Origin of the sequence: Streptomyces sp. NPDC093510 (assembly GCF_040683555.1) — a bacterium.
Taxonomy (GTDB): domain Bacteria; phylum Actinomycetota; class Actinomycetes; order Streptomycetales; family Streptomycetaceae; genus Streptomyces.
Map to the genome: position 1 here is coordinate 158,776 of NZ_JBFBEE010000012.1, position 25,653 is coordinate 184,428.

Here is a 25,653-nt window from a genome sequence, read left to right on the forward strand (position 1 = left end):
TACGTCAGGCGCGCCGTACGAACCGATCACAGCGTCCCGCACGACTGACCCGCCGCTCCCGTGGAACCCGCGCGGCACCCCCGACTCCGCCGTACGCCCCCGAACCTGCGAGGAGGACCCTGTGGCACCCCTGGCGAAGGACGACCTGGCAGCACTGGACGCCCACTGGCGCGCCGCCAACTACCTGGCCGTCGGCCAGATCTACCTGATGAGCAACCCCCTGCTGACCGAGCCGCTGCGGCCCGAGCACATCAAGCCGCGCCTGCTCGGCCACTGGGGCACGTCACCCGGCCTCAACTTCGTCCACACCCACCTCAACCGCGTCATCCAGGGGCGCGGCCTCGACGCCCTGTGCGTGTGGGGGCCCGGCCACGGCGGTCCCGCCGTGCTCGCCAACTCCTGGCTCGAAGGTTCGTACAGCGAGATCTACCCCGATGTCACGCGGGACGCCGAGGGCATGGCGAAGCTGTTCCGGCAGTTCTCGTTCCCCGGCGGTGTGCCGAGCCATGTGGCGCCCGAGACGCCCGGTTCGATCCACGAGGGCGGCGAGCTGGGCTACTCCCTCGCGCACGCCTACGGAGCCGCCCTGGACAACCCGGACCTGCTCGTCGCCTGTGTGATCGGGGACGGCGAGGCGGAGACCGGACCGCTGGCCGCCTCCTGGCACTGCAACAAGTTCCTCGACCCTGTCCACGACGGTGCGGTCCTGCCGATCCTCCACCTCAACGGCTACAAGATCGCCAACCCGACCGTCCTCGCCCGCCTCCCCGAGGACGAGCTCGACGCGCTCCTCAAGGGCTACGGCCACGAGCCCCTCTACGTAGCGGGCGACGATCCGAGCGAGGTCCACCAGGCGATGGCCGAGGCCATGGACCAGGCGCTCGACCGCATCGCCGCCGTCCAGCAGGCCGCCCGGAACGGCGCGGTCGCCCCGGACCGTGCCCGCTGGCCGATGATCGTGCTGCGCACGCCCAAGGGCTGGACCGGCCCGGTGTCCGTCGACGGCGATCCCGTCGAGAACACCTGGCGCGCACATCAGGTGCCGCTCTCCGGAGTCCGCGAGAACCCCGACCACCTGCGGCAGTTGGAGGAGTGGCTGCACTCGTACCGCCCGAAGGAGCTCTTCGACGGGGACGGCAGGCCCACCGAGCAGGTCCTGGCCTGCGTACCCGGGGGCGAGCGCCGGCTCGGCGCCACTCCTTACGCCAACGGCGGCCGGCTCACCCGGCGGCTGCCCGTCCCGCCGCTGGAGAGGTTCGCCGTCCCCGTCGACAAGCCGGGCACGGTCCTGCACGAGCCGACCAAGGTCACCGGCAAGCTGCTCGCGCAGGTCATGGCCGACACCGCCGGGCGCCGCGACTTCCGCGTCGTGGGCCCGGACGAGACCGAGTCCAACCGGCTCGGCGCGCTCTACGACGCCACGGGCAAGGCCTGGCAGGACCGCATCCTCGACACGGACGAGCACCTCTCCCGCGACGGACGTGTCATGGAGGTCCTCTCCGAACATCTCTGCCAGGGCTGGCTGGAGGGTTACACCCTGACCGGCCGTCACGGCCTGTTCTCCTGTTACGAAGCGTTCGTCCACATCGTCGACTCGATGGTCAACCAGCACATCAAGTGGCTGAAGACCTCCCGCGCACTGCCGTGGCGGGCCCCCGTGCCGTCCCTGAACTACCTGCTCACCTCGCACGTGTGGCGGCAGGACCACAACGGCTTCTCGCACCAGGACCCCGGCTTCGTGGACCACGTGCTCAACAAGAGCCCCCATGTCGTACGCGTCTACCTCCCGCCGGACGCCAACACCCTGCTGTCCGTGACCGAGCACATCCTGCACAGCAGGGACTACGTCAACGTCGTCGTCGCGGGCAAGCAGCCCTGCTTCGACTGGCTCTCCCTCGACGAGGCCCGCGCCCACTGCGCGCGCGGGGCCGGTGTCTGGGAGTGGGCGGGCACGGACGACGGCACGCGGGACCCCGACGTGGTGCTCGCCTGCGCGGGTGACGTGCCCACCCAGGAGGTCATCGCCGCCGCGGCGCTGCTGCGCGAGCAGCTGCCCGAGCTGACCGTGCGAGTCGTCAACGTCGTCGACATCGCCCGGCTGATGCCCCGCGAGGAGCACCCGCACGGCATGGCCGACTCGGAGTTCGACGCGTTGTTCACCCGCGACAAGCCGGTGATCTTCGCCTACCACGGCTACCCGTGGCTGATCCACCGCCTCGCCTACCGCCGCACCGGGCACGACAACATCCACGTGCGCGGCTACATGGAGGCGGGCACGACCACCACGCCGTTCGACATGGTCGTCCGCAACAACCTCGACCGCTACCGCCTCGTCATGGACGTCATCGACCGCGTCCCGGGCCTGGCCGTGCGCGCGACGACGGTACGCCAGGCCATGGCCGACGCCCGCACCCGCCACCACGCCTGGATCCGCGAACACGGCACGGACCTGCCCGAGGTCGCCGACTGGACGTGGCCGTACTGAACGAACTGTTTCCGCGGGCCCGCACCGTCCTCGGCCCGGGGGCGGTGCACCTGCCCGGCTGGCTGGCACCGGAGGCCCAGCTGCGGCTCCTCGCGGCGTGCCGGGAGTGGGCCCGGCCGCCCGCCGGGCTGCGGGTGGTCAGGACGCCCGGCGGCGGCGCGATGACGGCGCGGCAGGTCTGCCTGGGCCGGCACTGGTATCCGTACGGGTACGCGCGCACCGTGGTCGACGGGGACGGCGCCCCTGTGAAGCCGATGCCGCCGTGGCTCGCCGAGCTGGGCCGCCTGGGCGCCGAAGCGGCCGGTCACGACGTCGATGAGGCGTACGACATCGCCCTCGTCAACTTCTACGACGCCGACGCGCGCATGGGCATGCACCGCGACAGCGACGAGAAGTCCGCGGCGCCCGTGGTCTCACTGAGCCTCGGCGACACGGGCGTCTTCCGCTTCGGCAACACGCGGACGCGCACGAAGCCGTACACGGACGTCGAGCTGCGCAGCGGCGACCTGGTGGTCTTCGGCGGCGCCGCGCGCCTCGCGTACCACGGGGTGCCGAAAGTGCTTCCCGGGACCGCGCCGCCGGAGCTCGGGCTGACCGGGCGGCTGAACATCACGCTGCGGGTCAGCGGTCTCCCCGAGGAGTGATGAGGGGCACGACGAGGACCAGTGAGGCTCACGCCGCGTCGTGGAAGACGAGCCCCAGCGACCTGCGCAGCCCCGACCGCACCGTGCTCACCCCGTGCCGCACCGGCCCCGCGGACCAGCCGCGCGCGGAGCGGACCGGGCGGTCGCGGGTCGTGAAGACCAGGCCGTGGCCCTGCTTCAGGACCGTCGACGTGCCCCGCGACTGGGCCCTCGGGCGCTGTTCGACGAGCAGGAACTCGCCGCCCGTGTAGTCGACGCCCTGTTCGTCGAGGCCGATGACGACCTGCAGCGGGAAGACCATGTCCCCGAACAGGTCGCGGTGGAGGGCGTTCCAGTCGCCCGCCTCGTAGCGCAGCAGGATCTGCGCGGACTTGGCCTGGCCCGCCGCGTGGCACCGGCCGAGCCACTCCTCCAGGGAATCGGGCCAGGGCGCCGGGCGGCCCAGACGGTCCGCCCAGTCGCGGGCGACGCCGAGCAGGTGCGGGTAGAGCGCCGACCGCAACTCGGCCACCGGGTGGGGGAGTTCATGGGTGAAGTAGCGGTACTGTCCGGAGCCGAAGCGGTGTCTGGCCATGTCGACGGTGGAGCGGAAGAGCGTGACGTCGTCGTAGAGCTCGGCGATGCGGCGGCACGACGCCGGGTCGATCAGCCGGGGCGTGAGCGCGCAGCCGTGCGTGTCGAGCTCCGTGGCGATCGCCGCCCAGTCCGCCGCGTCGACGGCCGCGGCGAGGGGGCGTGCGGTGGTGGTCATGCCGCCTCCAGGTCGAGGAGCCGCTGCTTGCGCTCCAGGCCGCCCGCGTATCCGGTCAGGGAGCCGTCGGCGCCGATCACCCGGTGGCAGGGGCGCACGACGAGCAGCGGATTGCGGCCGATGGCGGTGCCGAGGGCGCGGACCGCGGCGCGGGAGAGGCCGAGCTGCTCGGCGAGCCGCCCGTACGTGGTCGTGGTGCCGTAGGGGACCGTGTCCAGCGCGGTCCAGACCTTGCGCTGGAACTCGGTGCCGGCCCCGGTGGCGTACTCGATGTCGAAGTGGGTCAGGCTCCCGGAGAAGTACGAACGCAGCTGCGCGGTGATCGCGTCGAACGCCGCGTCGTCGCGGACCCAGCCGTCCCGGATGACGGCGCCGCCCTTCTGGCCCGGCACGGACAGCGAGGCGAGCGCGGTGCCGCCCTTGGCGGTGGCCGACGCCTCGCCCACCAGCAGCAGCTCGCCCAGCGGGCTGTCGGTCGTCGTGTAGACGGTCATCGGACTCTCCTCAAGCGTTCGGTTGCTGCATCCAGTCTGCGTCTCGCGCGAGGGCGCGGCTGGCGGGATTCGGACATCACGCTGACGGCCGTCGGCGTCGGCGGGGAGACTCCGCTCACGTCTTATGCAACTAGTTGCACAACGCTGTGCGGCTGGTCTACAACTGTCCTGTAGACACCGCGTACGGAGGGGCCGCATGAGCCGTTACCCGAACCTGCTGAACCCGCTCGACCTGGGCTTCACCACCCTGCCCAACCGGGTCCTGATGGGCTCCATGCACGTCGGCCTCGAAGAGGCGCCCAACGGCTTCGAGCGGATGGCGGAGTTCTACGCGACCCGCGCTCGCGGCGGCGTCGGCCTCATCGTCACCGGCGGCATCGCCCCGAACGAGCTCGGCCGCCCCTGGGACGGCGGCGCCAAGCTCACCACCGAGGCCGAGGCGAAGGAGCACGCGGCGATCACCGCAGCCGTGCACGCCGAGGGCGGGAAGATCGCGATGCAGATCCTCCACTTCGGCCGGTACGCCTACCACGACAAGCTCGTCGCCCCCAGCGCCATCCAGGCGCCCATCAGCCCCTTCGTGCCCCGCGAGCTCACCGACGACGAGGTCGAGCAGACCGTCGAGGACTTCGTGCGCGCCGCCGAACTCGCCAAGCTCGCGGGTTACGACGGCGTCGAGGTCATGGGCTCCGAGGGGTACCTCATCAACGAGTTCATCGCGGCCCCCACCAATCAGCGCACCGACCGCTGGGGCGGCTCCTACGAGAACCGCATCCGCTTCCCCGTCGAGATCGTCCGCCGTACCCGCGAGCGCGTCGGCGCCGACTTCATCATCATCTACCGCCTTTCCATGCTGGACCTCGTCCCCGGCGGCTCGACCCTCGAAGAGGTCGTCCAGCTCGCCAAGGAGATCGAGGCCGCGGGCGCCACGATCATCAACACCGGCATCGGCTGGCACGAGGCGCGCATCCCCACCATCGCCACGTCCGTGCCGCGCGGCGCGTACAGCTTCGTCACGAAGAAGCTCATGGGCGAGGTCTCCGTACCGCTCGTGACCGTCAACCGCATCAACACCCCCGAGATCGCCGAGCAGTTGCTCGCCGACGGCGCCGCCGACATGGTGTCGCTGGCCCGCCCGCTGCTCGCCGACCCCGACTTCGTCAACAAGGCGAAGGCCGAGCGGCCCGAGGCCATCAACACCTGCATCGGCTGCAACCAGGCCTGCCTGGACCACACCTTCAACCTGCAGATCACCTCCTGCCTGGTCAACCCGCGCGCCTGCCACGAGACCGAACTCGTGCTCTCGCCGACCCGCACGAAGAAGCGCATCGCCGTCGTCGGCGCGGGCCCCGCCGGTCTCGCCTTCGCCGTCTCGGCGGCCGAACGCGGCCACGACGTCACCCTCTTCGACGCGGCCGACGAGATCGGCGGCCAGCTCAACGTCGCCCGCAAGGTCCCCGGCAAGGAGGAGTTCGACGAGACCCTGCGCTACTTCCGCACCCAGCTCGACCTGCGCGGCGTGGACGTCAGGCTGAACACCGTCGTCACCGCGGACGACCTCGCGGCGGACGCCTACGACGAGGTGGTCGTCGCCGCCGGCGTCACGCCCCGCACCCCCGAGATCCCCGGCATCGACCACCCCAGCGTCGTCGGCTACCTCGACGTGCTGCGCGACGAGGCGCCCGTGGGGGAGCGGGTCGCGATCATCGGCGCGGGCGGCATCGGCTTCGACGTCGCCGAGTTCCTCACCGACGGCGGCGAGAAGGCGAGCCTCGACCCCGCGACGTACTTCCGGCAGTGGGGCGTCGACATGGACTACCGCGAGCGCGGCGGCCTCACGAAGCCCGAGCGGCCGACGCCGCCCCGCACCGTCCACCTGCTGCAGCGCAAGACGTCCAAGGTCGGCAAGGGCCTCGGCAAGACCACCGGCTGGATCCACCGCACCGAACTGCGCCACCGCGGCGTCGCGATGGTGGCGGGCGCGAGCTACGACCTCATCGACGACGCGGGCCTGCACATCACCGTCGACGGGGAGTCGTCCGTGATACCCGTCGACACGATCGTGCTCTGCTCAGGACAGGAGCCGCGCCGCGGCCTGTACGAGGAGCTCGTCGCGGCGGGCGTCGCCGCGCACCTCATCGGGGGCGCGGACGTGGCCGCCGAACTGGATGCCAAGCGCGCCATCAAGCAGGGCACGGAGCTGGCCGCCGCGCTCTGACCCGCGCCCGCGCGGCCCGTCCCTAGGATTGCCCCCATGTCACTCCCGCACGCGATCCTCACCGCCCTCCTGGAGAAGCCGTCGTCGGGCCTCGAACTGACCCGCAGGTTCGACAAGTCGATCGGCTACTTCTGGTCGGCCACGCACCAGCAGATCTACCGCGAGCTGGGCAGGCTGGAGCGCGAGGGGGCCATCCGCGCCCTGCCCCGGCAGGGCGCGACCCGCGGGCAGAAGAAGGAGTACGAGGTCCTGCCGGCGGGCCGCGCCGAGCTGGCCCGCTGGACGGCCGCGAGCCAGGACCCGAAGCCGCTCCGCGACACCCTCCTGCTGCGTCTGCGCGCCGCGGCGGTCGTCGGCACGGAGGGCGTCCAGGAGGACCTGCACCGCCATCTCGCCCTGCACCGGCGGCAGTTGGCCGAGTACGAGGAGATCGAGAGGCGGGACTTCCCGCCCGGGAAGGACGCCGTCGAGGACCGGCTGCGCCATGTGGTGCTGCGGGCGGGCATCGACCTGGAGACGTTCTGGACGCAGTGGCTCACGCGCACGATCGAGGAACTCGAAGCGCCGTAGCCGCCCGGCGGGGCCGCTGGGGGCGGGAGCGAGGACGGTGCGGGGTCAGCCGAGTGTCGCCTCCCGGGGGTCCCAGTCCACGGGCAGCGGCCGCGGCGGCACCAGCTGTGTGGCGAGCGGGACGAACTCCGCCCGCTCCGCCGAGCGCGTGATCGCCGTCATCGTCTGCAGGACGTGCAGGGCGAGCGCGCCGGACGCCCGGTGGGGCGCGCCGCCGCGCAGGGCGCGCGCCATGTCGACCACGGCGAGGCCGCGTCCGTCGGTCCGCCCCTCGACCGGCAGTTCGCGCCAGTCGTCGGAGCCGTTGGGCAGCAGCTTCAGCGGGCCGCCGAACGTGTTCGGGTCGGGCACCGCGAGGGTGCCCTCGGTCCCGGTGATCTCGAAGCGGATGCGGGGGAGCGCGGAGTCGAAACTGAACGTCGAGTCGGCCCGCACGCCTGAGGCGAACCGGAGGAGCGACGACACATGCGTCGGCACGTCGACGGGGAACACCTGCCCCGCCTTGGGTCCCGACCCGACGACGCGCTCCTCGCGCGCGCGTGCCGCCGTCGCGGCCACCTGCTCCACGCTGCCGAAGAGGGCGACCAGCGAGGTCAGGTAGTACGGGCCGAGGTCGAAGAGCGGCCCCGCGCCCGGCTGGTAGAAGAACGCCGGATCGGGGTGCCACGACTCGGGGCCCGTGCCCTGAGTCACCGTCGTCGCCGCGACGGGCGCGCCGATGTGCCCGGCCGCCACGGCCCGCAGCGCCGACTGCAGGCCGGCACCGAGGAACGTGTCCGGCGCGTTGCCCACGAGCAGGCCCCGCTCCGACGCCTCGGCGAGCAGCTTCTCGGCCTCCGCCGGGGCGAGCGTGATGGGCTTCTCGCCGTAGACGTGCTTCCCGGCGCGCAGGGCGGCCGTCGCGACCTGCGCGTGCGCCGAGGGAACGGTGAGGTTGACGACCAGCTCGACCTCGGGCAGGGCGAGCACCATCGAAGGGCTGCCCGACACGGGTATGCCGTGGGTGACGGCAGCGGCGGCCGCCCGTTCCTCGTCGAGGTCGGCGACGGCGACGACCCGGACGTCCGGGAAGTGGCTCAGCGTACGCAGGTACTCGGCGCTGATGACGCCCGCGCCGACGACGGCGACGCCGACCGGGCCCGAGCCGACGGGTGCCGGAGTCATGCCGCCTCCAGTGAGGTGAGATAGGTGTGGCTGGCGGCGAGCTCGTCGAAGAGGGTGTCCGAGTCGCCCGCGCAGGAGTCGAACTCGACGATCCGCCAGACGTCCGGCGCGGCGGCGAGGATCTCCGGCACCGGCATGGTGCCGCCGCCGACCGCCACGTTCGGGTCCTCCCTGGTGCCGGGGCCGTCCTTGAGGTGCAGCGCCCGCACGCGGTCGCCGAGGCGCCGCAGGAGGCCGGGTACCTCGGCGCCGCCGACCGCCGCCCAGTAGGTGTCGATCTCCAGGAACACGGCGGGATCGAGCAGCCCGGCGAGCACGTCGACGGCGTGCAGGACGCCTGCGCCGTCTCCGCCCTCCTGTCCGGCCCCGGCCCCGCCTCCGCCCCCATCCCCGTCGCTGAAGCGGGGCTCGATCTCCCACCAGTGGTTGTGGTAGCCGATGCGTACGCCGTGCCGTTCTGCCACCTCGGCGAGGGAGTTGAGGCGGTCGGCGGTGCGGGCGAGCCCGTCGCGGGAGGTGAACTCCTCGGGCGGGATGCCCGCGGGGACGACCGCGAGATCGGTCCCGAGCGTGTTCACCGCGTCGAGAACGTGGCCCGGCTCCGGGCCGAGCAACTGCACGGCGTGCGTGCCGGACACGGTGAGCCCGAGGTCGTCGACGATCCGCCGCAGCCCCTTCGGGTCGCCGAGCACGTCGTACGCCTCCACCGCGCCGTACCCCAGACCGGCGAGGCGGCGCAGCGTCCCCTCCCGGTCGGCGACGAGCTGGTCGCGCACGGTGTAGAGCTGAACGCTGAGCGGTCGTGGCATGAACGCGCCCTCCCTGTCGGCTGGGAGGACGGTAAGGCGGTTCGGTGGGGCGGGCAAGGGTGCCTCGGCATGCGAAGGCCGCCCACCTGCCGTGCTGAGAGGTGGGCGGCCTTCGACTGTGCCGTGATCAGGTGCGGCCGGCGGCCCCTCGGCGGCGCAGGTACCAGACACCGCCGCCCGCGGCCGCGGCCACCAGGGCCCCGCCGGTGAGAAGGGTGACCGTGCCCCGGTCCTCGGAACCGCCCCCGAGCCCTCCGCGGACGCCGCGCGAGGGCGCGGCCGTCGAGGAGGCCGTCGGCGTGGAGCCGACGGTGACGGACTGAGGTCCGGCCGACGCGCCGTCCTTGCAGGACACGAGCACCGTGTACGTACCGGCGCCGACGTTCTGCCAGGAAGCGCTGCCGTTCGTCAGCGCCACCTGTTGGCCTCCGGCGAAGCTGGCGTTGGCGGCGCCCATCAGCGAGGCCGTGCCGCCGTCGCTGCCGCACGCGGTGGTGGTGACCCGCACGGTGGACCCGGTGGCGGTGACGGTGATGCCGCCGCCCGCGGACGCCGAGGGAGCACCCAGTATCAGCGGCAGCGCGGCGGCGGCGACGGTCAGGCCGGTACGGACACATATCTGAGTAGTACGCATGAGTCTGCCCTCCGGTGACACGGGAGGCGGTACAACCCATGCGCCGCCGAGAGTCGGGGAACGCCCGTGCTACCTGACGAAGAGCCAACGTGCCGCGCGCGGCCACCGCATGCGGACGGCGGCCGGGCAGGTGACGGAATCCTTCATCCGGCGCAGACCGGGGCGCAGACCGGGCGCTGACCTGCCGTCACGGGGCGGGAACGAGGCCGTCGGCGATCAGCCCCTCGTGCACCGCCTGCCCGAGCGCCTGGACCGCGGACTGCGGGCGCACCATCACGGTGAACTCCTTGATGCGCCCCTCCTCGTCGAAGTGCAGCAGGTCGATGCCGTGCACCTCCTTCCCGTTCACGGTGGTGCGGAAGAGCAGTACGTCCGACTCCGCCTCGCTGCCGTCGGCGCTGGTCCGCGCCTCGCCCGAGTACGAGCCGACGTACCGGAAGTCGTCGAACGTCCGCAGCAGCACGCCGAAGAGGCCGAGCACCATGGGACGGCCTTCGAAGGGCGTGAACTTCACCGGGCTGTAGAGGCGGACGTCCGGCGTGAACAGCTCCTCCAGGGCGTCGAGATTCCGCTGCTCGACGAGGGCGCGGAAGCGCGCGGCGGTGGGGTGCGTCATGGTTCCTCCCGAGGTGCGTGCGGCGGTGGCGCGCCGCATCGCCATAGTCATGAATCTGACTGGTCAGATCGGTGACTATGATGCGGGGGCGAAGCGGCCGAAGGGAAGGGGACCCGGGAAATGGCTCTGCGGCACGCGGTGCTCGCGGCACTGCTGGACGGCGAGTACAGCGGCTACCAACTGGCCAAGGGATTCGACATCGGCGTGGCCAACTTCTGGCACGCGCTGCCCCAGCAGCTCTACGCCGAGCTGGCCAAGCTGGAGAGGGAAGGTCTGGTCGCCGGGCGGGAGGTGGTCCAGGAAGGCCGTCCGAACAAGCGGCTGTTCAAGGTCACCGACGACGGCCTCGCCGAGATGGAGCGGTTCGCCGCGCGGGCCGCGAAGCCGTCCTTCATCCGTGACGACCTGCTGGTCAAGGTGCAGGCCGTCGACGGTGTCGCCGCCGCGCCGGTGATCGAGCAGCTCACGGAGCGGGCGGCGGTCGCCGACGCGAAGACCGAGGTCCTGGAGAAACTCCTCGTGCGGCTGCGGGGCGGCGCGGAGGAAGAGGAGTTCCTGCGCACCGGCGAACGCGTCGGCCCCTATCTGACGTGTCTGCGCGGGCTCGCCTTCGAACGCGAGACCCGCGACTGGTGCCGGCGCGCGGCGGCGCTGCTGAGCGAACGGGCGGCTGCCGCGCACCGGCGGGGCTGAGACGGCGGAGCTGAGCCGTCCGGGCCCTCAGGGGCGGCCCGTGGTGACCGTCCGCTCGGGGGAGTAGCCGCCCCACGTCCCGTCCGGCAGCTTGGGGCGGATGCGCACCCGGTACCGCTCCCCGGCCTTCCTGCCGATGTAGAAGCTGTGCTCGGCCTTGTCCCGCGGCGCGGTGCCGCCGTAGACGAGTGAGGTGGCGGTGCGGCCGTCGAGCTGGATCTGATACTCCGACACGGCACCGCCGGTGCGCGGCGGCGTCCAGGTCAGGTCGATGTAGTACGCCCCGTCGGCCCGGTGCGTGTCCGCCCGGAAGCCGGTGGGCGCGGTGCCGCGCCCCGAGCCCTTGCCCGCCGCCGTGGTGACGCGGACCTCGCGGCTCGCGGGCGAGAAGTTGTCGGCGGCGTCGCGCGCCTTGACCGTGAAGGTGTAGTCGGTGCCGGGCCGCAAGCCGGTGACCAGCGTCGCGGTCTGGTTCCCGCCCACACTGTGGATCTTCGAGCGGCCCTGGAAGATCTCGTACGAGGCGACCTTCCTGTCGTCCGACGACTTGCCCCAGGACAGCATCGCCGCCCTGCTTCCCTCCGCCTCGCCCGTCAGGCGCCCGGGCCGGGTCGGGGGCTCGCGGTCCGCGGCGGCCGCGGCGGGCGTCGTGACCGAGAGCTTCTTGCTGTCCTCGCTGACGTTCCCCTCGGCGTCGCGGGCGCGGACGGTGAAGAAGTACGTGGTCGACGGCGTGAGGCCGACGACGTCCACCATGTGCTCCCGGCCCGTCACCTCCTTCACCTTCTTGGTGCCGCGGTACACCTCGTAGGCGGTGACTTCGGTGTCGTCGGTGGCCTGGTTCCACATGACGTGGGCGGTGGTGGCGCTGCCCGCCTGCACGGTGAGGCCGCGGGGCGCTGCGGGGGGCCGGGTGTCCTTGGTGTCGTCACCGCCCCACGCGCAGCCGCTCAGCGTGGCCGCGGTCGCGGCCGTCGCCGTCAGCAGGGCCAGAGGGGTGGACAGACGGGAGATCCGTCGCACGGTGCTGCCTTCCACTCGACGGCATTGGTACGGACCTATTTGACACAGGTGACGAGAGCACATCAAGAGGTGGGGCGTGCGCCGTCCGGACCCTGATCGGCGTACCGGGCGTACGAGGGTGCGCAAACTGGAATACCTGGCCGATATCCCGCGCGCAACAGAACGGTGGTCCTCGCCGCCGCGGCCGGCTTCGCCCTGCCGGCCCCGCGGCTTCCGTGGCCGCCCCGGCCCGGGAGGGGGCGGTGCGGGCCGCCGATCTGTTGGCCGGGACCCGGGAGTGCCGACAGATCTCGCACGGCCGATACCGCACCGACGACGGCGCCCGCGAGACCGTCCCCGTGTGCGGGGCGCGGGGCGCGGTCTTCTGGAAGGCCGACATGGACATCGACTGCGACGGGCAGCCCACCGAGGCGTGCAACCGCCGCACCGACCCGCTGTTCCTCCACGCCACGGCCTTCCAGCAGTCCGACGGCCGACAGCTCGACGCGGAGCACCTGCCCTACGTGGTGGTGCCCGGCCCGGGCCGCCGCTGGAACCACGCCGAGCACGGCGTCACGGGCGGCACCGTCGCCGCCGTCGTGCACGGCGACAGGGTCCAGTACGCCGTCGTCGGCGCCACCGGGCCCACCGACCTCATCGGCGAGGCGTCGTACGCGACGGCCGAAGCGCTCGGCATCCGGCCGGACCCGAGAACGGGCGGCACGGACTCCGACGTCACGTACATCTTCTTCGAGGGCCCCAAGGCGTCACCGATCGAGAGCCACGCGTCGGCGGCCGCCCGGGGCGAGGCGCTGGCACGGCGGTTCGTGCGACGGAACTAGCGGGAGGGGCGGGCGTCCGGGGTGTCCCGGCCGACCCCGGCCTCCGCCTCCGCCCCCTCCCGGCCCCCGGTTCAGATTTTCCGATACGTGTACGCCTCCGTCGCCGCCGCCTCGACCGTCGCGAGGTCGGCACCGGCCGACGCGGTCACCACCGCAGCCACCGCGCCCTCCACGAACGGCGCGTCCACCAGCCGTGTGCCGTCCGGGAGTTCGTCGCCCTCGGCGATGAGCGCCTTCACGGTGAGGACCGCGCTGCCGAGGTCGGTGAGGACGGCGACGCCCGCGCCCCGATCCACCCGTGCGGCCGCCGCCGAGATCAGCTCCGCGCTGGTGCCGAGTCCGCCGTCGTCCGTGCCGCCCGCGGCCGCCACGGGGGCGGTGGCGCCGCCTCCCGCGAGTCCCGCGGCGAGTGCGGCGACCGCCTCGGCGACGGGACCGCTGTGCGACACGAGGACGATGCCGACCAGCTGTCCGTCAGCCACGGCCGGCCTCCCGCGCGCCGCCACCATCCCGCGAGCCGTGCCCCTCCGCGGTCTCGGCAAGTGCTTCGAAGAGCAGCGCCGAGGACGTCGCGCCCGGGTCCTGGTGCCCGATGCTGCGCTCGCCCAGGTAGCTCGCGCGGCCCTTGCGGGCCTGCAAAGGGGTGGTGGTCAGGGCGCCCTGGAGGGCTGCCTCGCGTGCCGCGCCGAACGACTCGTCGAGCGCGTCGAGGGCCGGGACGAGTGCGTCCAGCATCGTCTTGTCGCCGGGCGCGGCACCGCCGAGCGCGGCCACCGCGTCGACGCCGGTGCGCAGCGCCTCGGCGAACCGTGCCTCGTCGACCTCGGCCGCGTCGCCGAGCGCCTTGCCGGTACGGCGCAGCAGTGTGCCGTAGAGCGGGCCCGACGCGCCGCCGACCGTCGAGATCAACTGGCGCCCCGCCAGCGTGAGGACGGCGCCCGGCGTGTCCGGGGCCTCCTTCTCCAGGGTGGCCGCGACGGCGGTGAAGCCGCGCTGCAGATTGCTGCCGTGGTCGGCGTCGCCGATCGCCGAGTCCAGCTCCGTGAGCCGCTCCGTCTCACGGTCGACGGCGGCCGCGGCGGCCGTCAGCCAGCGGCGGAAGAAGTCGGCGTCGAGCATGGTCAGGCCCCCCAGCGGAGGCCGGGCGTGCGCACCGGCGCGTCGTACAGCCTGAGCAGTTCCTCATCGATCTGGCACAGCGTCACCGAGGCGCCTGCCATGTCCAGGGAGGTCACGTAGTTGCCGACGAGGGTGCGGGCCACGGGGACGCCGCGCTCGGCGAGTACGCGCTGCACCTCCGCGTTGAAGCCGTACAGCTCGAGCAGCGGGGTGGCCCCCATGCCATTGACGAGCAGGAGGACCGGATTGTGCGGCGCGAGATCCTCCAGTACGGCGTCGACGGTGAAGTCGGCGATCTCGCGGGACGTCATCATGGGGCGCCGCTCGCGCCCCGGCTCGCCGTGGATGCCGACACCCAACTCCAGCTCCCCGGCGGGCAGTTCGAAGGTGGGGCTGCCCTTCGCGGGCGTGCTGCACGCGCTGAGCGCGACGCCGAAGCTGCGTGCGTTCTCGTTCACCTGCCGGGCGATGGCCTCGACCCGCCCCAGAGGCATGCCCTCGTCGGCGGCGGCCCCCGCGATCTTCTCCACGAAGAGCGTGGCGCCGGTGCCGCGTCGGCCGGCGGTGTAGAGGCTGTCGGCGACCGCCACGTCGTCGTCGACGAGCACCTTCGCCACCTGGATGCCCTCGTCCTCGGCGAGCTCCGCGGCCATGTCGAAGTTGAGGACGTCGCCCGTGTAGTTCTTCACGACGAAGAGCACGCCCGCGCCGCTGTCCACGGCGGCCGCGGCCCGCACCATCTGGTCCGGCACGGGCGAGGTGAACACCTCCCCCGGGCAGGCGGCCGACAGCATTCCAGGCCCCACGAACCCGCCGTGCAGCGGTTCGTGCCCCGATCCACCGCCGGAGACCAGGGCGACCTTCCCCTCGACGGGGGCGTCCTTGCGTACGATCACCCGGTTCTCGACGTCGACGACCAGCTCGGGATGCGCGGCGGCCATCCCGCGCAGCGCGTCGGCGACCACGGTCTCGGCGACATTGATCAGCATCTTCATGGGTGCCTCCTGGGAAGGTTGGCAGGCAGCGCAGGTCCTCGACCTGCGTTCTAGCTGGTCAGAGCGGTGTGGCCAGTTCCGTCGCCGAGTTTCGGCTGGAGTGTCGCTGTCGGCAGTATCGGCCTTGGCGCAGCGAAGGTCACGCGCGAGGACGTCAGGGGCGCGTCCGGCCCCGGATCGGGACGCATCTCCTGCCGCTGGGCGCCGGTGTCTTGTTCGACGCCGGCGGACGCTCACCTACCCTGTCCGTCATGAACCGTTGGGAAGAGCTGACCGGTGGGACGTCCGGTGAGGACTACGCCGCTCGCTTCGCGGCCCTGGCCGACCGGGGCGGCGACATGCACGGCGAGGCGCGGTTCTGCACCGCGCTGGTGCCGGTCGGCTCGCGGGTGCTGGACGCCGGGTGCGGCACCGGCCGGGTCATGATCCGGCTGGCGGAGCTCGGTCACGACTGTGTCGGGGTCGACCTCGACGCCTCCATGCTGGCCGTGGCGCGCAGGCAGGCACCGGAACTGCTTTGGGTCCAGGCCGACCTGGCGACGTTCGACCCCGGCGAGCTTCATCTCGCCACGGACTTCGACCTCGTGGTCGCCGCCGGCAACATCTTCCCGCTCCTTGCCGCGGGTACCGAGGCCGCCGCGGTCGGCCACTTGGCCGCGACCCTTGGCCCGGGCGGCCTCATGGTCGCCGGATTCGGCCTGGACGAAGCCCACCTGCCGGTACCGCCCACCATCACCCTGCCGGAGTACGACGCCTACTGCGCCGCGGCCGGCCTCACCCTGGTCGACCGCTTCGCGACCTGGGACGCCCACCCCTACGAGGGCGGCGGCTACGCCGTCAGTGTCCATCGGGCGACTCACGGCTGACGCCACGGCGCCGTGGCGAGGTGTCACCGAGGTGCACCGGCGCGCCCAGGCACTCACATCCGGTCGGTTTCAGGGCCTGATCCGGTAAACAGTGCGAGGGCCGAATCGAGCCGGGTGGGATGCCGGTCGACTCCCAGACCTGGGCTCTCGCAGCCTGATCCTCTTCTCTTCGCGTACCGCGGCGGGTCCGCCACATCCAATGTGGCGGGCCCGCCGCGTAGTTGTCCGACGCACCGGTCAAAGCACCAACGGGGAGCGAGTTGCTGAAGGGGCGAAAGGGATTGGTGTTCAGGCTCCTCGATGACGCGGGTGTCGACGTACGAACTTGTATGCGAAATCGCACGGACCATAGGAATCGAAAATTCCGGTGAAATAGGAATCGAAACTTCCGATGTAACGCCGAGTGGTCAGCGGCTAACTCGACCACGCCTCAATGGAGTTGATTGGAGAGTGCGGTACCCTGTGCCGCAGAAAGGTAATTCAGCGATGAGGGAATCCAAGTCACGGGGGTTACTCGGATGATAAAGGTTCTGCTGGTCGACAACGAGAAGATCGTCATCGAGGGATTATGCAAGCTCCTGGAGGGATTCGCGGAGTTCTCCGTGGTCTCACTCGCTTGTGATGGCCCGTCAGCGCTGCACCAGATGCGGCTGCACTTCCCGCACATCGTTCTGATGGGCCTCGGCGTTCCGGGCATGGGGGGTGTCGGGGCGACCCGCGCGATTCGCCGGGCCTTCAGTCACACGCGAATCGTCATCCTGACCTCCAAGCAGCAGCCGGTCTATATGCGGGAGGCGTTCCAGGCCGGCGCCAACGCCTACCTGTCGCGCACCATCGGCGCGAGTGAGCTCCGCACCGCTCTGCTCACGGTGCACCGCGAGGGGGTGGCCCTCTCGCCCGAGACCGCCGTGCACGTCCTCGGGCTCATGTCCGAGCGGCCGGTCGCCGGCGGCTCTCCGCTCTCCCGGCTCACGGAGCGCGAGCGGCAGATTCTGTTCCTGGTCGCCGATGACCAGGAGACCGGCCACATCGCCAGGTTCCTGGGGATCAGCCCGAAGACCGTCCGGAACTACCTCAGCCGCATCTACGCCAAACTCGGCACGCCGAACCGGCTGCAGACCGTGCTGTATGCCAAACGCTTCCTGGGGCAGCCGACCGGTATGCCGGCCGAGCTGTAGTTCTCCGTGCCGCGTCACCATCGCCCTCCGGCGTGCCTTGCAGCGCCATCCTTAAATACGCTACGCTCCTCGTAGCGTATTTAAATGGGAGCCCGACGGATACGAAGGGGGCCCTGTCGGAGGGGAGCGCGCCATGGCACGCAGCCGCTGGTGGACGTTGGGTGTGGTGTGCGTCGGCAGCTTCATGCTGCTGCTCGACGTCACCATCGTGAACATCGCTCTGCCCGAGATCGAGAGCGCCCTCGACGCGACGCTCACCGATCTCCAGTGGGTCGTCGCCGCCTACGCGGTCGCGCTGTCGGCCGCCCTGCTCACGGCGGGCTCGCTCGCCGACAAGTTCGGGCGGCGCGCCATCTTCTTCTGGGGAATGGTGCTGTTCTGCGTCGCCTCGCTCCTGTGCGGAGTGGCCGGTGATCCGCTGCTGCTCATCCTGGCGCGCGCACTTCAAGGGGTGGGCGGCGCCGCCATGCTCGCCACCTCGCTCGCCCTGCTCGCCGCCGCCTACCCGGAGAGCAAGGACCGGCATCTGGCGCTCGCCGTCTGGGGGGCGGTCAGCGGGGCCGCGCTCGCCGTCGGACCGCTCGCCGGTGGCCTCCTGGTCGAGGGCGCGGGGTGGCGGTGGATCTTCCTGGTCAACCTGCCGGTCGGCGCGCTGGCCCTGATCGCCACCGTGGCCAGGGTCGATGAGTCCAGGGCGCCGTCCGCGGGCCGGATCGACTGGCCGGGCTTCCTCACCCTCGGCACCGCCCTCGGGTCGCTCTCCTTCGCCCTGCTGCGGGCCAACGAAGAGGGCTGGAGCAGCTTCCAGGTGGTGGGCGCCTTCGTCGTCGCCGCCGTCGGACTCGGCCTGTTCGTCCTCGTCGAGCGGGCCCGGCGCGATCCGATGCTGCCGGGCAGCGTCTTCAATCGGATCACCACCACGGGCGCCAGCGTCGGAGTCCTCGCGATGAGCGCCACCGCGTTCGCGCTGCTGCTGTATCTGACGCTCTATCTGCAGACGGTGCTCGGCCTCGAACCGCTCGCGGCGGGACTGCGCCTGCTGCCGCTCACCCTGTCCATCTTCGTGGCCTCCGCACTCGCCGCACGGCTCGGCACCGTACTGCCCGCGCGCTGGCTCATCTCATCGGGCCTCGCCTGCATCGGTGTCGGAATGCTCCTGATGGGCGGCCTCGAAGTGGGCGACGAATGGACCGCGCTGCTCGCCGGGCAACTCGTCACCGGCCTCGGCGTCGGCCTGGTCAACCCCAATGTGGTGGCCGCGGCGATGGGCGCGGTCGAACCGGCCAGGGCAGGCGTCGCCTCCGGACTGAGCAACACCTGCCGCTCCCTGGGCATCGCCGTGGGCATCGCGTCCCTCGGCGCGGTCTTCGCCGACCGGGTGCGCGACGGAGTGCAGAAGGAGCTGTCCGGCACGCCGCTGTCCGGCCGTGCCGACGAGTTGTCGCACGCCGTGTCGTCGGGCCAGGTCGGCGAGGTGATCGGCGGACTCCCGCCCCAGCAGCGAGGAGTGTTCTCGAACGCCGCCGAGGCCGGCTTCATCGACGGCCTCAACTCGATCCTGATCGTCGCGGCGGTCGTCGCCTTCATCGGGGCGGTCGCCGTGCTGCCGCTCATCAGAAGCCGGGACATCGACACCTCGGTCCCGGACGGCGAGCGCGTAGCGATGGCGGCGGGGCACTGAGCACGGCACCGGACCGACCACCCCGGCCACCCACACCTAGGAGTCCGACGAGTGAAGACCGAACAGATCCAGGCATGCGTCGTCGGCGGCGGACCCGCCGGAATGATGACGGGCTTCCTGCTCGCCCGGCAAGGGGTGGAAGTCGTCGTCCTGGAGAAGCACGGCGACTTCCTGCGTGACTTCCGCGGGGACACCGTGCACCCCTCGACCCTGCGGATCTTCGAGGAACTCGGCCTGATCGACGAGTTCCTGGAGATCCCGCACAGCAAGGTCTCCACCATCACGGTGGAGACCCCGGCCGGGCCCACCGACTTCGCCGACTTCTCCAAGCTCGGCGGCCGCTATCCGTACATCGCGTTCATGCCCCAGTGGGACGTGCTCGACTTCCTGGCCCGCAAGGCGGCGGAGCTGCCCGGCTTCCGGCTGATCCAGAAGGCGGAGGCCATCAACGTGATCCGCGAGGGCGACGAGGTGCGAGGTGTCCGCGCCGAAACCCCCGACGGACCCCTGGAGTTCAGGACGAACCTCGTCATCGCTGCCGACGGACGGCACTCGGCCATGCGACGGGCCGCCGGACTGCCCGTCGTGTCCGGCGCCGCGCCCATGGACGTGCTCTGGTTCCGGCTGAGCAGGCAGCCGGACGAAAACATGAGTTTCCTGCACACGGGATCGGGCTTCGTGCTGATCACCATCGACCGCGGCGACTACTGGCAGGTCGCGTACGTCATCCCGCAGGGCCAGTACGAAACCGTCCGGCGGGAGGGCCTCGGCCGGCTGCACGCCGATGTGACCGCGATACACGCGGAGTTCGCCGACCGGCTGCGTGCGGAGATCGACGACTGGGACGACGTGAAGCTGCTGAGCGTCCGGGTCGACCGGCTCCGCACCTGGTACCGCCGGGGGCTGCTGTGCATCGGAGACGCCGCCCACGCGATGTCGCCGGCGGGCGGCGTCGGGATCAACCTCGCCGTGCAGGACGGGGTGGCCGCGGCCCGGATGCTCGGGCCGGTCCTGCGCGCCGGCCGGCGGCCCACGCGGAAGGAACTCTCCCGTGTCCAGCGCCGGCGCGCGTTCCCGGTCCGCGCCATGCAGCTGGCACAGGTCCACATGCTCGCCGACCTGTACCCCAAGGACCGGCACGCCACGGTCGAGCGGCCGTTCGCGGCGCGCCTCGTGCGGAGGTTCCCCTTCCTCAGCCGCTGGACCGCCCACTTCATCGGGGTCGGGCTGCGTCCTGAACGGGTCAGCAGCGACTGAAAGGCCCGCGCCATGATTCGGCCGGATTCCGCGTCCGGACTCACGGCTCCTGCCGTCAGGCCTGCAGAGCGGGCCAGATCGTGTCGAGCACGCTGTCGGCCCAGTCGGCGGGCACGGAGCCCTGCACCGCGGAACGGGCGATGAACGAACCGGCCATCATGCTGACCACCGTCTGGTAATCGGCGTCCGGGCGCAGCTCGCCGGAGCTCACGCCCGCGTGCAGCGCCCCGAGCAGAATGTCGAGCCGTGGCTGCAGCACGCCGTCACGGAAAGCGCGGGTGAATTCCGGGTCTTCGTCGCCGTGCAGGAGGGCGGCCAGAGCGCGTAGGCCCACGACCTCCTCAAGGCCGTACCTGAATTGTCCCAGTAACTCGGCCACCCGTTCCCGGGCCGACAGGGTGGCGGAGGGCTCCGGCATGCCTTCGACGAATGCCAGGGACGCCCGCAGCAATTCATAGCGATTCTTGTGCCTGCGGTAGATCGTGGTCTTCGCGGAGCCCGAATAAAGAGACACGGCCTCGACCGTGACCCCCTGAGGGCCCCGCTCGCGCAGCAATTTCAGTGCGGCCGCGACGATTTCCCGGGACACTTCCGCGCTGCGCGGGCGCCCCGGCGACGGTCGGGTCGTATTCTCCTGAGCCATTCAAGCCATTGTAACGACGGCTATCGGCTGCTGAGGCCCTCGGGATGGACGCCGTCGAACCATTGCACCGGCGCTCCCGCGGTGTAGAGCCTGCCGAGGCTGTCGAGCATCGGACCGCGGCCGTCGGTGCTGCGCCCGAGGGAAGCCAGCCACTGCCGTCCGCCGCCCGGCAGGCAGCGGGCACCGAGACCGACCAGTGCCCGCCCCGGACCTGCTTCGACATACGTGTCGGAGCCCAGGCCGTCCAGGGCCCGGATCGCGTCCAGGAAGCGGACAGGGCCGCGCATATGGCGGCGCCAGTGTCCCGGATCGCTCAGGGTGAAGGCGTCCACCGGAGCGCCGGTCACCGTCGAGACCAGCGGAATCCGCGGCGCCGCGAAGGCGACCGTCGCCGCGGCCTCGGCCAACGCGTCGAGCGCCGGCTCCTGGAGCGGGGAGTGCAGGCCCTGTGGCACGGGCAGCCTGCTCACTCGTACGCCGTCCGCCTCCAGACGATCCGTCAGCCTGGTCAGCGCCTTGACCTCGCCGGACAGCGACACCTCGCGCTCCGAGATGACCGCGGAGACGTCCACCCCTTCCGTGCCGTCCGCGAGCAGTTCGCGTGCCGCGCCCTCGTCGAGGGTGACCACCGCCATCGCACCGTCCGTGACCCGCGCCGCCAGTGCGGCCTCCGTGCCCAGCAGCCGGATCGCGGCCTCGGGGGTGAGGACCCCGGCGCAGCACGCCGCGGTGTACTCGCCCGAGCTGAAGCCGAGTACGGCAGCGGGCTCGATGCCCCAGCTGCGCCACAGAGCGGTCAGCGCGAGGCTCACGCTGAACGTGCCGAGCGCGGCGGCCGCCGGTCGGTGCACGGCGGCGCCGCGCCCCGACTCGGGGTCGAGCAGTTCCTGCAACGGATGGTCGAGGAAGGGCCTGGCCGCCTCGGCGCAGCGGTCGACGACGGACCGGAACACCGGCGCCGTGCGGTAGAGCCCGTGCCCCATGCCCAGGAACTGCGCACCCTGACCGCTGAACAGGAACGCGACACGCGGTCCGTCCGCGCGGGCCTCCCCGGCCGACACCCCGCGCGCCGTCGTGCCGTCGAGGTACGCCCGCAGGCCCGCCATCAGCTCATCGGCGTTCCGTCCGGTCACCGCGAGCCGATGCGTGTCGTGCCGGCCCGCGGCGGCGGTGGCGCACAACTCGCCCGGCGAGGCGGCGCCGAGCGCCGACAGCTCGTGCACGGCGGCGCGAACACCGTCCGCGAGCGCGTCGGGGGTGGCCGCCGAGAGCGGCAGCAGGTGCGTGCTGTGTGTGGTCATCGACAGCCCTCCTCAGTGAGATGTGCGCGTCGCCGGTCCAGGGCCCTCTTACGCGGTCTCCGTCCTGGCCACCGCACGGCACCAGGCGGCGCCGGCATCGGCCAGGGCGATCGGGAAGGCCATGAAGGTGAAGGGCCCCGGCGGCAGCTCGCGCAGCCGGGCCAGCCCCTCGATCTGGATGAACTCGCGCTTCCTGCCGTGCATGTGGGCCGGCCACAGGGCGCCCGGGTCGCGGGTGCGGAAGAACTCCTCCACCATGGGGCGGGCGGGCCCGTCGAAGCTCCAGCAGTCCGTGCCGAGCACCTTCACGCCGAGATCCAGCAGATGGTCGACGGCGCCGGGGGATATCGCGGTGGACCCGGTGTAGTAGGCGGGGGTGCCGAGGCGCAGGTCCGAGTCGGTACGGAACAGCACCACCGTGCCCGGGCCGACCGCGCGACCGGCCGTGCGCAGCGCCTCTTTGACGTCGTGCTCGCTGGCGTTCCCTCCGCAGCCGCGCACATCGAGGACGACCCCCGGCCCGCTGAACCACTCCAGCGGCAGCTCCATGACCTTCTTCGCGGGCCGGCCCTCGCACTCGGGGCCGTAGTGGAAGGGGGCGTCCACATGCGTGCCCTGGTGTACGGACATCCGGTAGAACTCGTTCGACAGGAAGCACCCGCCGGGCACGTCCCCTTCCTTCAGGCGGCGTCTGCCGGTCAGCCACCGCCAGTAATTGAGGCGGCGGTCGCGCCGGCTGTCTCCGGGCAACGCCCTGATGCGCCGGGTCAGATGACGGATTCCGTCCCGGTGCAGCCACTGCTCGAACTCCACGCCGGGCGCCCGGCGGCTGATCGGAATGCTCAGATCGACATACATGGCTAGTCCTCGCTCGGCCGGGCATCGGTGGTGTGCGGAACAGTTGTCGCGGACCGCGGCCTCGGGGCGTACGGGATCCACGCGGGCACCTCACGCCGGTAGGCGGCGTACTGCGCGCCGAAGGTGCTGAGCAGACTCGGCTCCTCCACGCGCAGCACGGCCACACAGGAGACCGTGAGGACGAGGGCGGCCCAGCACAGGACGGACGACGCGGACCACCACAGCGCCAGGCCGATGAGGAGCAGGGTCATCCCGGCCGCCATCGGGTTCCTGACGACCCGGTACCAGCCCGCGCGGACCAGGTGCTCGGGCGGCCGGTCGCCCAGCGGGGTGCGCTGGCGCAGATAGACCCGGTCCACGGCGTCCGCGGTCATCCAGCCGCCGAGCAGCACCAGGACGCCCCCGCCGACCAGCCGCAGCGGGGCCGGCAACGGCAGGCCGGGCCCGGGCAGCAGCAGGCCGAGCAGCGTCGGCACCAGTCCCGCGGTGACCAGGGGGATCAGTACGGGCCCGGGACGCGCCAGTCGTCCGGCGCTCATGACATCCCCGCCAGGACGGGCACTGTCGCGGCCACCGTCTCCTCGCCGTACGCGCCGCGGACGCGGCCGGCCAGGGACCGTGCGTCCGGGGCGTACCCCTGTGTCCCCGCCGACTCCAGCGCCAACGAGGCCAGGGCGCAACCGAGTTGCGCGGCACCGCGCAGCGAGGCGCCGCGGGCGAGTGCGGCGAGCACCCCGGCCCGCAGCGCGTCCCTCGCGCCGGTCGGCTCGACGACCGACACGTCGGGGATCGCGGGAACGACGAACGGCTCCTGGCCGGCCCGCTCGACGAGCACGCCCGCCGCGCCGAGCGTGGTGAACCACACGCCGACCCGTTCGAGGATGCGCAGCGCGCTCCAGCCCGTGCTCTCCTGGAGGAGCGCGGCCTGGCGCTCGTCGGTGAACAGATACCGGGCGCCGTCGAGCAGGAACTGGACGTCCTGACGGTTCATGTCCGCGATCTGCCGGGAGGGGTCGGCGGCGAAGGGCAGGCCCGAGAGGCGGCATTCCTCGGTGTGCCGGAGCATCGCCGCGGGGTCGTTGGGCGAGATCATCACCAGGTCGATCCCGCCGACCCGCTCCACGACGCCCTGGAGGGAGATGGTGCAGGCCGCCCGCGTCGCGCCGGGATAGAAGGCGCCGATCCGGTGATGATCCACGTCGGTCGTGCACACAAAGCGGGCGGTGGGCTCGCCCGGCACCACCAGGACGGAGTCGACGTCGACGCCGTGCTGCTTCAGCCAGATCTGGTAATCGGCGGAGTCCGTGCCCACGGCGCCGACCAGAGTGGGGGAGAGGCCCAGCCGGCCCATGCCGTAGGCGATGTTGGCCGCCACTCCGCCGCGGCGTATCTCGAGCCGGTCGACGAGGAAGGACAGGGAGAGGGCGTGCAGCCGGTCGGGTAGAAGCTGATCGGCGAAGCGGCCCGGAAAGTGCATCAGATGGTCCGTTGCGATGGACCCTGTGACGGCGATGCGCACCTGGAGCCTCCTGGAGGTGGGAATGCGGTACGGGCCGGACGCCGGGTGGTGTCTCCCGCCGGGAGCGGCGGCGCAGCCGTGCGGTACTACCGGCCGCCGGCGGCCTGCCGGAGCTTGTCGGCCCGGTCGGTGGCCTCCCAGGTGAACTCCGGGAGTTCCCGGCCGAAGTGACCGTAGGCCGCGGTCGCGGAGTAGATGGGGCGCAGCAGGTCGAGGTCGCGGACCAGGGCGCCGGGCCGCAGGTCGAAGACCTCGCCGACGGCGTGCCGGATCGCGGCGACGGAGGTCGTCCCGGTGCCGAAGCACTCGACGGACAGACTGACCGGCCGGGCCTTTCCGATGGCGTACGCCACCTGGACCTCGCAGCGCCGCGCGAGTCCGGCGGCGACCACGTTCTTGGCGACCCAGCGCATCGCGTACGCCGCCGAGCGGTCGACCTTCGACGGGTCCTTGCCGGAGAACGCGCCGCCACCGTGGCGGGCCATGCCGCCGTACGTGTCGACGATGATCTTGCGGCCGGTGAGACCCGCGTCGCCCATCGGGCCGCCGATCTCGAAGCGTCCTGTCGGGTTCACCAGGAGCCGCACCCGCGTGGTGTCCAAGTCGCCCGGCAGGGCGGCGAGTTCGGGTTCGAGCACATGAGTGCGCAGCTCGGGGGTGAGGAACGAGTCCAGGTCGATGTCTGCGGCGTGCTGGCTGGAGAGCACCACGGTGTCCAGCCGTACGGGACGGTCCCCGTCGTACTCGACGGTGACCTGGGTCTTGCCGTCGGGACGCAGACAGGGGACGGTGCCGTTCTTGCGCACCGCGGCGAGGCGGGCGGCCAGGCGGTGCGCGAGGGCGATGGGTAACGGCATGAGCTCCGGCGTCTCGTCGCAGGCGTAGCCGAACATCAGGCCCTGGTCGCCCGCGCCCTGGCGGTCGAGTACGTCCTCACTGTCCGCCGTCCGGGTCTCGTACGCGGTCTCGACGCCCCTGGCGATGTCGGGCGACTGGGCTCCGATGGACACCGAGACCCCGCACGAGGCTCCGTCGAACCCCTTGCTCGACGCGTCGTATCCGATGCCGACGATCCGCTCCCGGACGAGGGCGGGGATGTCGACGTACCCGGTCGTGCTCACCTCGCCGGCGAGGTGCACCTGCCCGGTGGTGACCAGCGTCTCGACGGCCACCCGGGCAGCCGGGTCCTGCGCCAGCAGGGCGTCGAGGACGGCGTCGCTGATCTGGTCGGCGATCTTGTCGGGGTGTCCCTCGGTGACCGACTCCGAGGTGAACAGACGGCGGGTCACGGGCATCTCCTGTTCGGGAGGTACG

General features: G+C 71.8%; 26 protein-coding genes. 10 read left to right on the forward strand and 16 right to left on the reverse strand.

Annotated features, from left to right (window positions below):
- The first annotated feature begins 130 nt into the window (after positions 1-130).
- Entirely contained in the window at positions 131-2,485 is a 2,355-nt protein-coding gene (locus AB0N81_RS20880) for a phosphoketolase family protein (protein ID WP_365360616.1), read from the forward strand.
- Positions 2,473-3,129 carry an alpha-ketoglutarate-dependent dioxygenase AlkB gene (locus tag AB0N81_RS20885; RefSeq protein WP_365360334.1) on the forward strand — a complete coding sequence of 219 codons (657 nt, stop codon included), beginning with the start codon at positions 2,473-2,475 and terminating at the stop codon, positions 3,127-3,129. The genes AB0N81_RS20880 and AB0N81_RS20885 overlap by 13 nt, the downstream gene beginning before the upstream one ends.
- A 28-nt stretch (positions 3,130-3,157) precedes the next feature.
- Here the strand turns inward: AB0N81_RS20885 and AB0N81_RS20890 are convergent, their stop codons facing one another.
- A complete protein-coding gene (locus AB0N81_RS20890; RefSeq protein WP_365360336.1) occupies positions 3,158-3,880 on the reverse strand; it encodes a 2OG-Fe(II) oxygenase in 723 nt (240 codons plus the stop codon).
- Positions 3,877-4,374 carry a methylated-DNA--[protein]-cysteine S-methyltransferase gene (locus AB0N81_RS20895; protein ID WP_365360338.1) on the reverse strand — a complete coding sequence of 166 codons (498 nt, stop codon included), beginning with the start codon at positions 4,372-4,374 and terminating at the stop codon, positions 3,877-3,879. The genes AB0N81_RS20890 and AB0N81_RS20895 overlap by 4 nt, the downstream gene beginning before the upstream one ends.
- A 196-nt stretch (positions 4,375-4,570) precedes the next feature.
- On the opposite strand from AB0N81_RS20895, the gene AB0N81_RS20900 reads away from it, so the two are divergent.
- Both AB0N81_RS20900 and AB0N81_RS20905 read left to right on the forward strand, forming a co-directional pair.
- On the forward strand, positions 4,571-6,592 hold the full coding sequence (locus tag AB0N81_RS20900) for an NADPH-dependent 2,4-dienoyl-CoA reductase (protein WP_365360339.1): 2,022 nt from the start codon (positions 4,571-4,573) through the stop codon (positions 6,590-6,592).
- A gap of 36 nt (positions 6,593-6,628) precedes the next feature.
- Complete coding sequence (locus AB0N81_RS20905) at positions 6,629-7,162, forward strand: PadR family transcriptional regulator (RefSeq protein WP_365360341.1); 534 nt, start codon at positions 6,629-6,631, stop codon at positions 7,160-7,162.
- Between the two features lie 45 nt (positions 7,163-7,207).
- Here AB0N81_RS20905 and AB0N81_RS20910 read toward each other — a convergent pair whose 3' ends face one another.
- From AB0N81_RS20910 to AB0N81_RS20925, 4 genes are all read right to left on the reverse strand, one after another.
- A complete protein-coding gene (locus tag AB0N81_RS20910; RefSeq protein WP_365360343.1) occupies positions 7,208-8,326 on the reverse strand; it encodes a Gfo/Idh/MocA family oxidoreductase in 1,119 nt (372 codons plus the stop codon).
- Entirely contained in the window at positions 8,323-9,135 is an 813-nt protein-coding gene (locus AB0N81_RS20915; protein WP_365360345.1) for a sugar phosphate isomerase/epimerase, read from the reverse strand. The genes AB0N81_RS20910 and AB0N81_RS20915 overlap by 4 nt, the downstream gene beginning before the upstream one ends.
- A 127-nt stretch (positions 9,136-9,262) precedes the next feature.
- The gene (locus AB0N81_RS20920) at positions 9,263-9,769 is read right to left on the reverse strand and encodes a hypothetical protein (RefSeq protein WP_365360347.1); all 507 of its coding nucleotides are present in this window, start codon (positions 9,767-9,769) and stop codon (positions 9,263-9,265) included.
- 187 nt (positions 9,770-9,956) lie between these two features.
- Complete coding sequence (locus AB0N81_RS20925) at positions 9,957-10,385, reverse strand: nuclear transport factor 2 family protein (protein ID WP_365360349.1); 429 nt, start codon at positions 10,383-10,385, stop codon at positions 9,957-9,959.
- A gap of 120 nt (positions 10,386-10,505) precedes the next feature.
- On the opposite strand from AB0N81_RS20925, the gene AB0N81_RS20930 reads away from it, so the two are divergent.
- Positions 10,506-11,078: a PadR family transcriptional regulator gene (locus AB0N81_RS20930; RefSeq protein ID WP_365360351.1), complete on the forward strand. Its 573-nt coding sequence runs from the start codon at positions 10,506-10,508 to the stop codon at positions 11,076-11,078.
- A gap of 27 nt (positions 11,079-11,105) precedes the next feature.
- Here the strand turns inward: AB0N81_RS20930 and AB0N81_RS20935 are convergent, their stop codons facing one another.
- On the reverse strand, positions 11,106-12,101 hold the full coding sequence (locus AB0N81_RS20935) for a fibronectin type III domain-containing protein (protein WP_365360353.1): 996 nt from the start codon (positions 12,099-12,101) through the stop codon (positions 11,106-11,108).
- A gap of 242 nt (positions 12,102-12,343) precedes the next feature.
- Here AB0N81_RS20935 and AB0N81_RS20940 point away from each other — a divergent pair, with 242 nt between their 5' ends.
- Entirely contained in the window at positions 12,344-12,922 is a 579-nt protein-coding gene (locus AB0N81_RS20940; RefSeq protein WP_365360355.1) for a glycoside hydrolase family 75 protein, read from the forward strand.
- A gap of 71 nt (positions 12,923-12,993) precedes the next feature.
- Here the strand turns inward: AB0N81_RS20940 and AB0N81_RS20945 are convergent, their stop codons facing one another.
- Genes AB0N81_RS20945 through dhaK form a run of 3 tightly spaced genes read right to left on the reverse strand, consistent with a single transcriptional unit; the run spans position 12,994 to position 15,036 of the window.
- Complete coding sequence (locus AB0N81_RS20945; protein ID WP_365360357.1) at positions 12,994-13,404, reverse strand: PTS fructose transporter subunit IIA; 411 nt, start codon at positions 13,402-13,404, stop codon at positions 12,994-12,996.
- Positions 13,397-14,041, reverse strand: a complete 645-nt coding sequence (gene dhaL / locus AB0N81_RS20950) for a dihydroxyacetone kinase subunit DhaL (protein WP_365360359.1) — start codon at positions 14,039-14,041, stop codon at positions 13,397-13,399. The genes AB0N81_RS20945 and dhaL overlap by 8 nt, the downstream gene beginning before the upstream one ends.
- A 2-nt stretch (positions 14,042-14,043) precedes the next feature.
- The gene (gene dhaK / locus AB0N81_RS20955) at positions 14,044-15,036 is read right to left on the reverse strand and encodes a dihydroxyacetone kinase subunit DhaK (protein WP_365360361.1); all 993 of its coding nucleotides are present in this window, start codon (positions 15,034-15,036) and stop codon (positions 14,044-14,046) included.
- 251 nt (positions 15,037-15,287) lie between these two features.
- Between dhaK and AB0N81_RS20960 the strand changes: the two genes are divergently transcribed.
- The 4 genes from AB0N81_RS20960 to AB0N81_RS20975 all read left to right on the forward strand — a co-directional run bounded on the left by AB0N81_RS20960 (position 15,288) and on the right by AB0N81_RS20975 (position 20,018).
- Positions 15,288-15,902 carry a class I SAM-dependent methyltransferase gene (locus tag AB0N81_RS20960; protein ID WP_365360363.1) on the forward strand — a complete coding sequence of 205 codons (615 nt, stop codon included), beginning with the start codon at positions 15,288-15,290 and terminating at the stop codon, positions 15,900-15,902.
- Between the two features lie 518 nt (positions 15,903-16,420).
- Positions 16,421-17,080 (forward strand): response regulator transcription factor, encoded by a 660-nt coding sequence (locus AB0N81_RS20965; protein WP_365360365.1) that lies wholly within the window; start codon positions 16,421-16,423, stop codon positions 17,078-17,080.
- Positions 17,081-17,213: 133 nt separating this feature from the next.
- Complete coding sequence (locus tag AB0N81_RS20970) at positions 17,214-18,761, forward strand: MFS transporter (RefSeq protein ID WP_365360367.1); 1,548 nt, start codon at positions 17,214-17,216, stop codon at positions 18,759-18,761.
- A gap of 51 nt (positions 18,762-18,812) precedes the next feature.
- Positions 18,813-20,018 carry an FAD-dependent oxidoreductase gene (locus AB0N81_RS20975; protein ID WP_365360369.1) on the forward strand — a complete coding sequence of 402 codons (1,206 nt, stop codon included), beginning with the start codon at positions 18,813-18,815 and terminating at the stop codon, positions 20,016-20,018.
- Positions 20,019-20,073: 55 nt separating this feature from the next.
- Here AB0N81_RS20975 and AB0N81_RS20980 read toward each other — a convergent pair whose 3' ends face one another.
- The 6 genes from AB0N81_RS20980 to metK all read right to left on the reverse strand — a co-directional run bounded on the left by AB0N81_RS20980 (position 20,074) and on the right by metK (position 25,628).
- Positions 20,074-20,661 carry a TetR/AcrR family transcriptional regulator gene (locus AB0N81_RS20980; protein WP_365360371.1) on the reverse strand — a complete coding sequence of 196 codons (588 nt, stop codon included), beginning with the start codon at positions 20,659-20,661 and terminating at the stop codon, positions 20,074-20,076.
- A 20-nt stretch (positions 20,662-20,681) separates the two neighbouring features.
- Positions 20,682-21,962 (reverse strand): acyltransferase domain-containing protein, encoded by a 1,281-nt coding sequence (locus tag AB0N81_RS20985; RefSeq protein WP_365360373.1) that lies wholly within the window; start codon positions 21,960-21,962, stop codon positions 20,682-20,684.
- 48 nt (positions 21,963-22,010) lie between these two features.
- Complete coding sequence (locus tag AB0N81_RS20990; RefSeq protein WP_365360375.1) at positions 22,011-22,820, reverse strand: cyclase family protein; 810 nt, start codon at positions 22,818-22,820, stop codon at positions 22,011-22,013.
- A gap of 2 nt (positions 22,821-22,822) precedes the next feature.
- Positions 22,823-23,359, reverse strand: coding sequence for a PEMT/PEM2 methyltransferase family protein (locus AB0N81_RS20995; RefSeq protein ID WP_365360377.1), 537 nt, complete (start codon positions 23,357-23,359; stop codon positions 22,823-22,825).
- Entirely contained in the window at positions 23,356-24,339 is a 984-nt protein-coding gene (locus AB0N81_RS21000) for a carbohydrate kinase family protein (RefSeq protein WP_365360379.1), read from the reverse strand. Before AB0N81_RS21000 ends, AB0N81_RS20995 begins: the two co-directional genes overlap by 4 nt.
- Positions 24,340-24,425: 86 nt before the next feature.
- Positions 24,426-25,628: a methionine adenosyltransferase gene (metK, locus tag AB0N81_RS21005; RefSeq protein WP_365360381.1), complete on the reverse strand. Its 1,203-nt coding sequence runs from the start codon at positions 25,626-25,628 to the stop codon at positions 24,426-24,428.
- Positions 25,629-25,653 lie beyond the last annotated feature (25 nt).

Excerpts from the sequence above, each read along its gene's own strand:
- AB0N81_RS20890 (WP_365360336.1), bottom strand. The coding sequence starts at position 3,880 with ATGACCACCACCGCACGCCCCCTCGCCGCGGCCGTCGACGCGGCGGAC.
- AB0N81_RS20895 (WP_365360338.1), bottom strand. The coding sequence starts at position 4,374 with ATGACCGTCTACACGACGACCGACAGCCCGCTGGGCGAGCTGCTGCTG.
- AB0N81_RS20900 (WP_365360339.1), top strand. The coding sequence starts at position 4,571 with ATGAGCCGTTACCCGAACCTGCTGAACCCGCTCGACCTGGGCTTCACC.
- AB0N81_RS20905 (WP_365360341.1), top strand. The coding sequence starts at position 6,629 with ATGTCACTCCCGCACGCGATCCTCACCGCCCTCCTGGAGAAGCCGTCG.
- AB0N81_RS20910 (WP_365360343.1), bottom strand. The coding sequence starts at position 8,326 with ATGACTCCGGCACCCGTCGGCTCGGGCCCGGTCGGCGTCGCCGTCGTC.
- AB0N81_RS20915 (WP_365360345.1), bottom strand. The coding sequence starts at position 9,135 with ATGCCACGACCGCTCAGCGTTCAGCTCTACACCGTGCGCGACCAGCTC.
- AB0N81_RS20920 (WP_365360347.1), bottom strand. The coding sequence starts at position 9,769 with ATGCGTACTACTCAGATATGTGTCCGTACCGGCCTGACCGTCGCCGCC.
- AB0N81_RS20925 (WP_365360349.1), bottom strand. The coding sequence starts at position 10,385 with ATGACGCACCCCACCGCCGCGCGCTTCCGCGCCCTCGTCGAGCAGCGG.
- AB0N81_RS20930 (WP_365360351.1), top strand. The coding sequence starts at position 10,506 with ATGGCTCTGCGGCACGCGGTGCTCGCGGCACTGCTGGACGGCGAGTAC.
- dhaL (WP_365360359.1), bottom strand. The coding sequence starts at position 14,041 with ATGCTCGACGCCGACTTCTTCCGCCGCTGGCTGACGGCCGCCGCGGCC.
- dhaK (WP_365360361.1), bottom strand. The coding sequence starts at position 15,036 with ATGAAGATGCTGATCAATGTCGCCGAGACCGTGGTCGCCGACGCGCTG.
- AB0N81_RS20960 (WP_365360363.1), top strand. The coding sequence starts at position 15,288 with ATGAACCGTTGGGAAGAGCTGACCGGTGGGACGTCCGGTGAGGACTAC.
- AB0N81_RS20965 (WP_365360365.1), top strand. The coding sequence starts at position 16,421 with ATGATAAAGGTTCTGCTGGTCGACAACGAGAAGATCGTCATCGAGGGA.
- AB0N81_RS20970 (WP_365360367.1), top strand. The coding sequence starts at position 17,214 with ATGGCACGCAGCCGCTGGTGGACGTTGGGTGTGGTGTGCGTCGGCAGC.
- AB0N81_RS20980 (WP_365360371.1), bottom strand. The coding sequence starts at position 20,661 with ATGGCTCAGGAGAATACGACCCGACCGTCGCCGGGGCGCCCGCGCAGC.
- AB0N81_RS20985 (WP_365360373.1), bottom strand. The coding sequence starts at position 21,962 with ATGACCACACACAGCACGCACCTGCTGCCGCTCTCGGCGGCCACCCCC.
- AB0N81_RS20990 (WP_365360375.1), bottom strand. The coding sequence starts at position 22,820 with ATGTATGTCGATCTGAGCATTCCGATCAGCCGCCGGGCGCCCGGCGTG.
- AB0N81_RS20995 (WP_365360377.1), bottom strand. The coding sequence starts at position 23,359 with ATGAGCGCCGGACGACTGGCGCGTCCCGGGCCCGTACTGATCCCCCTG.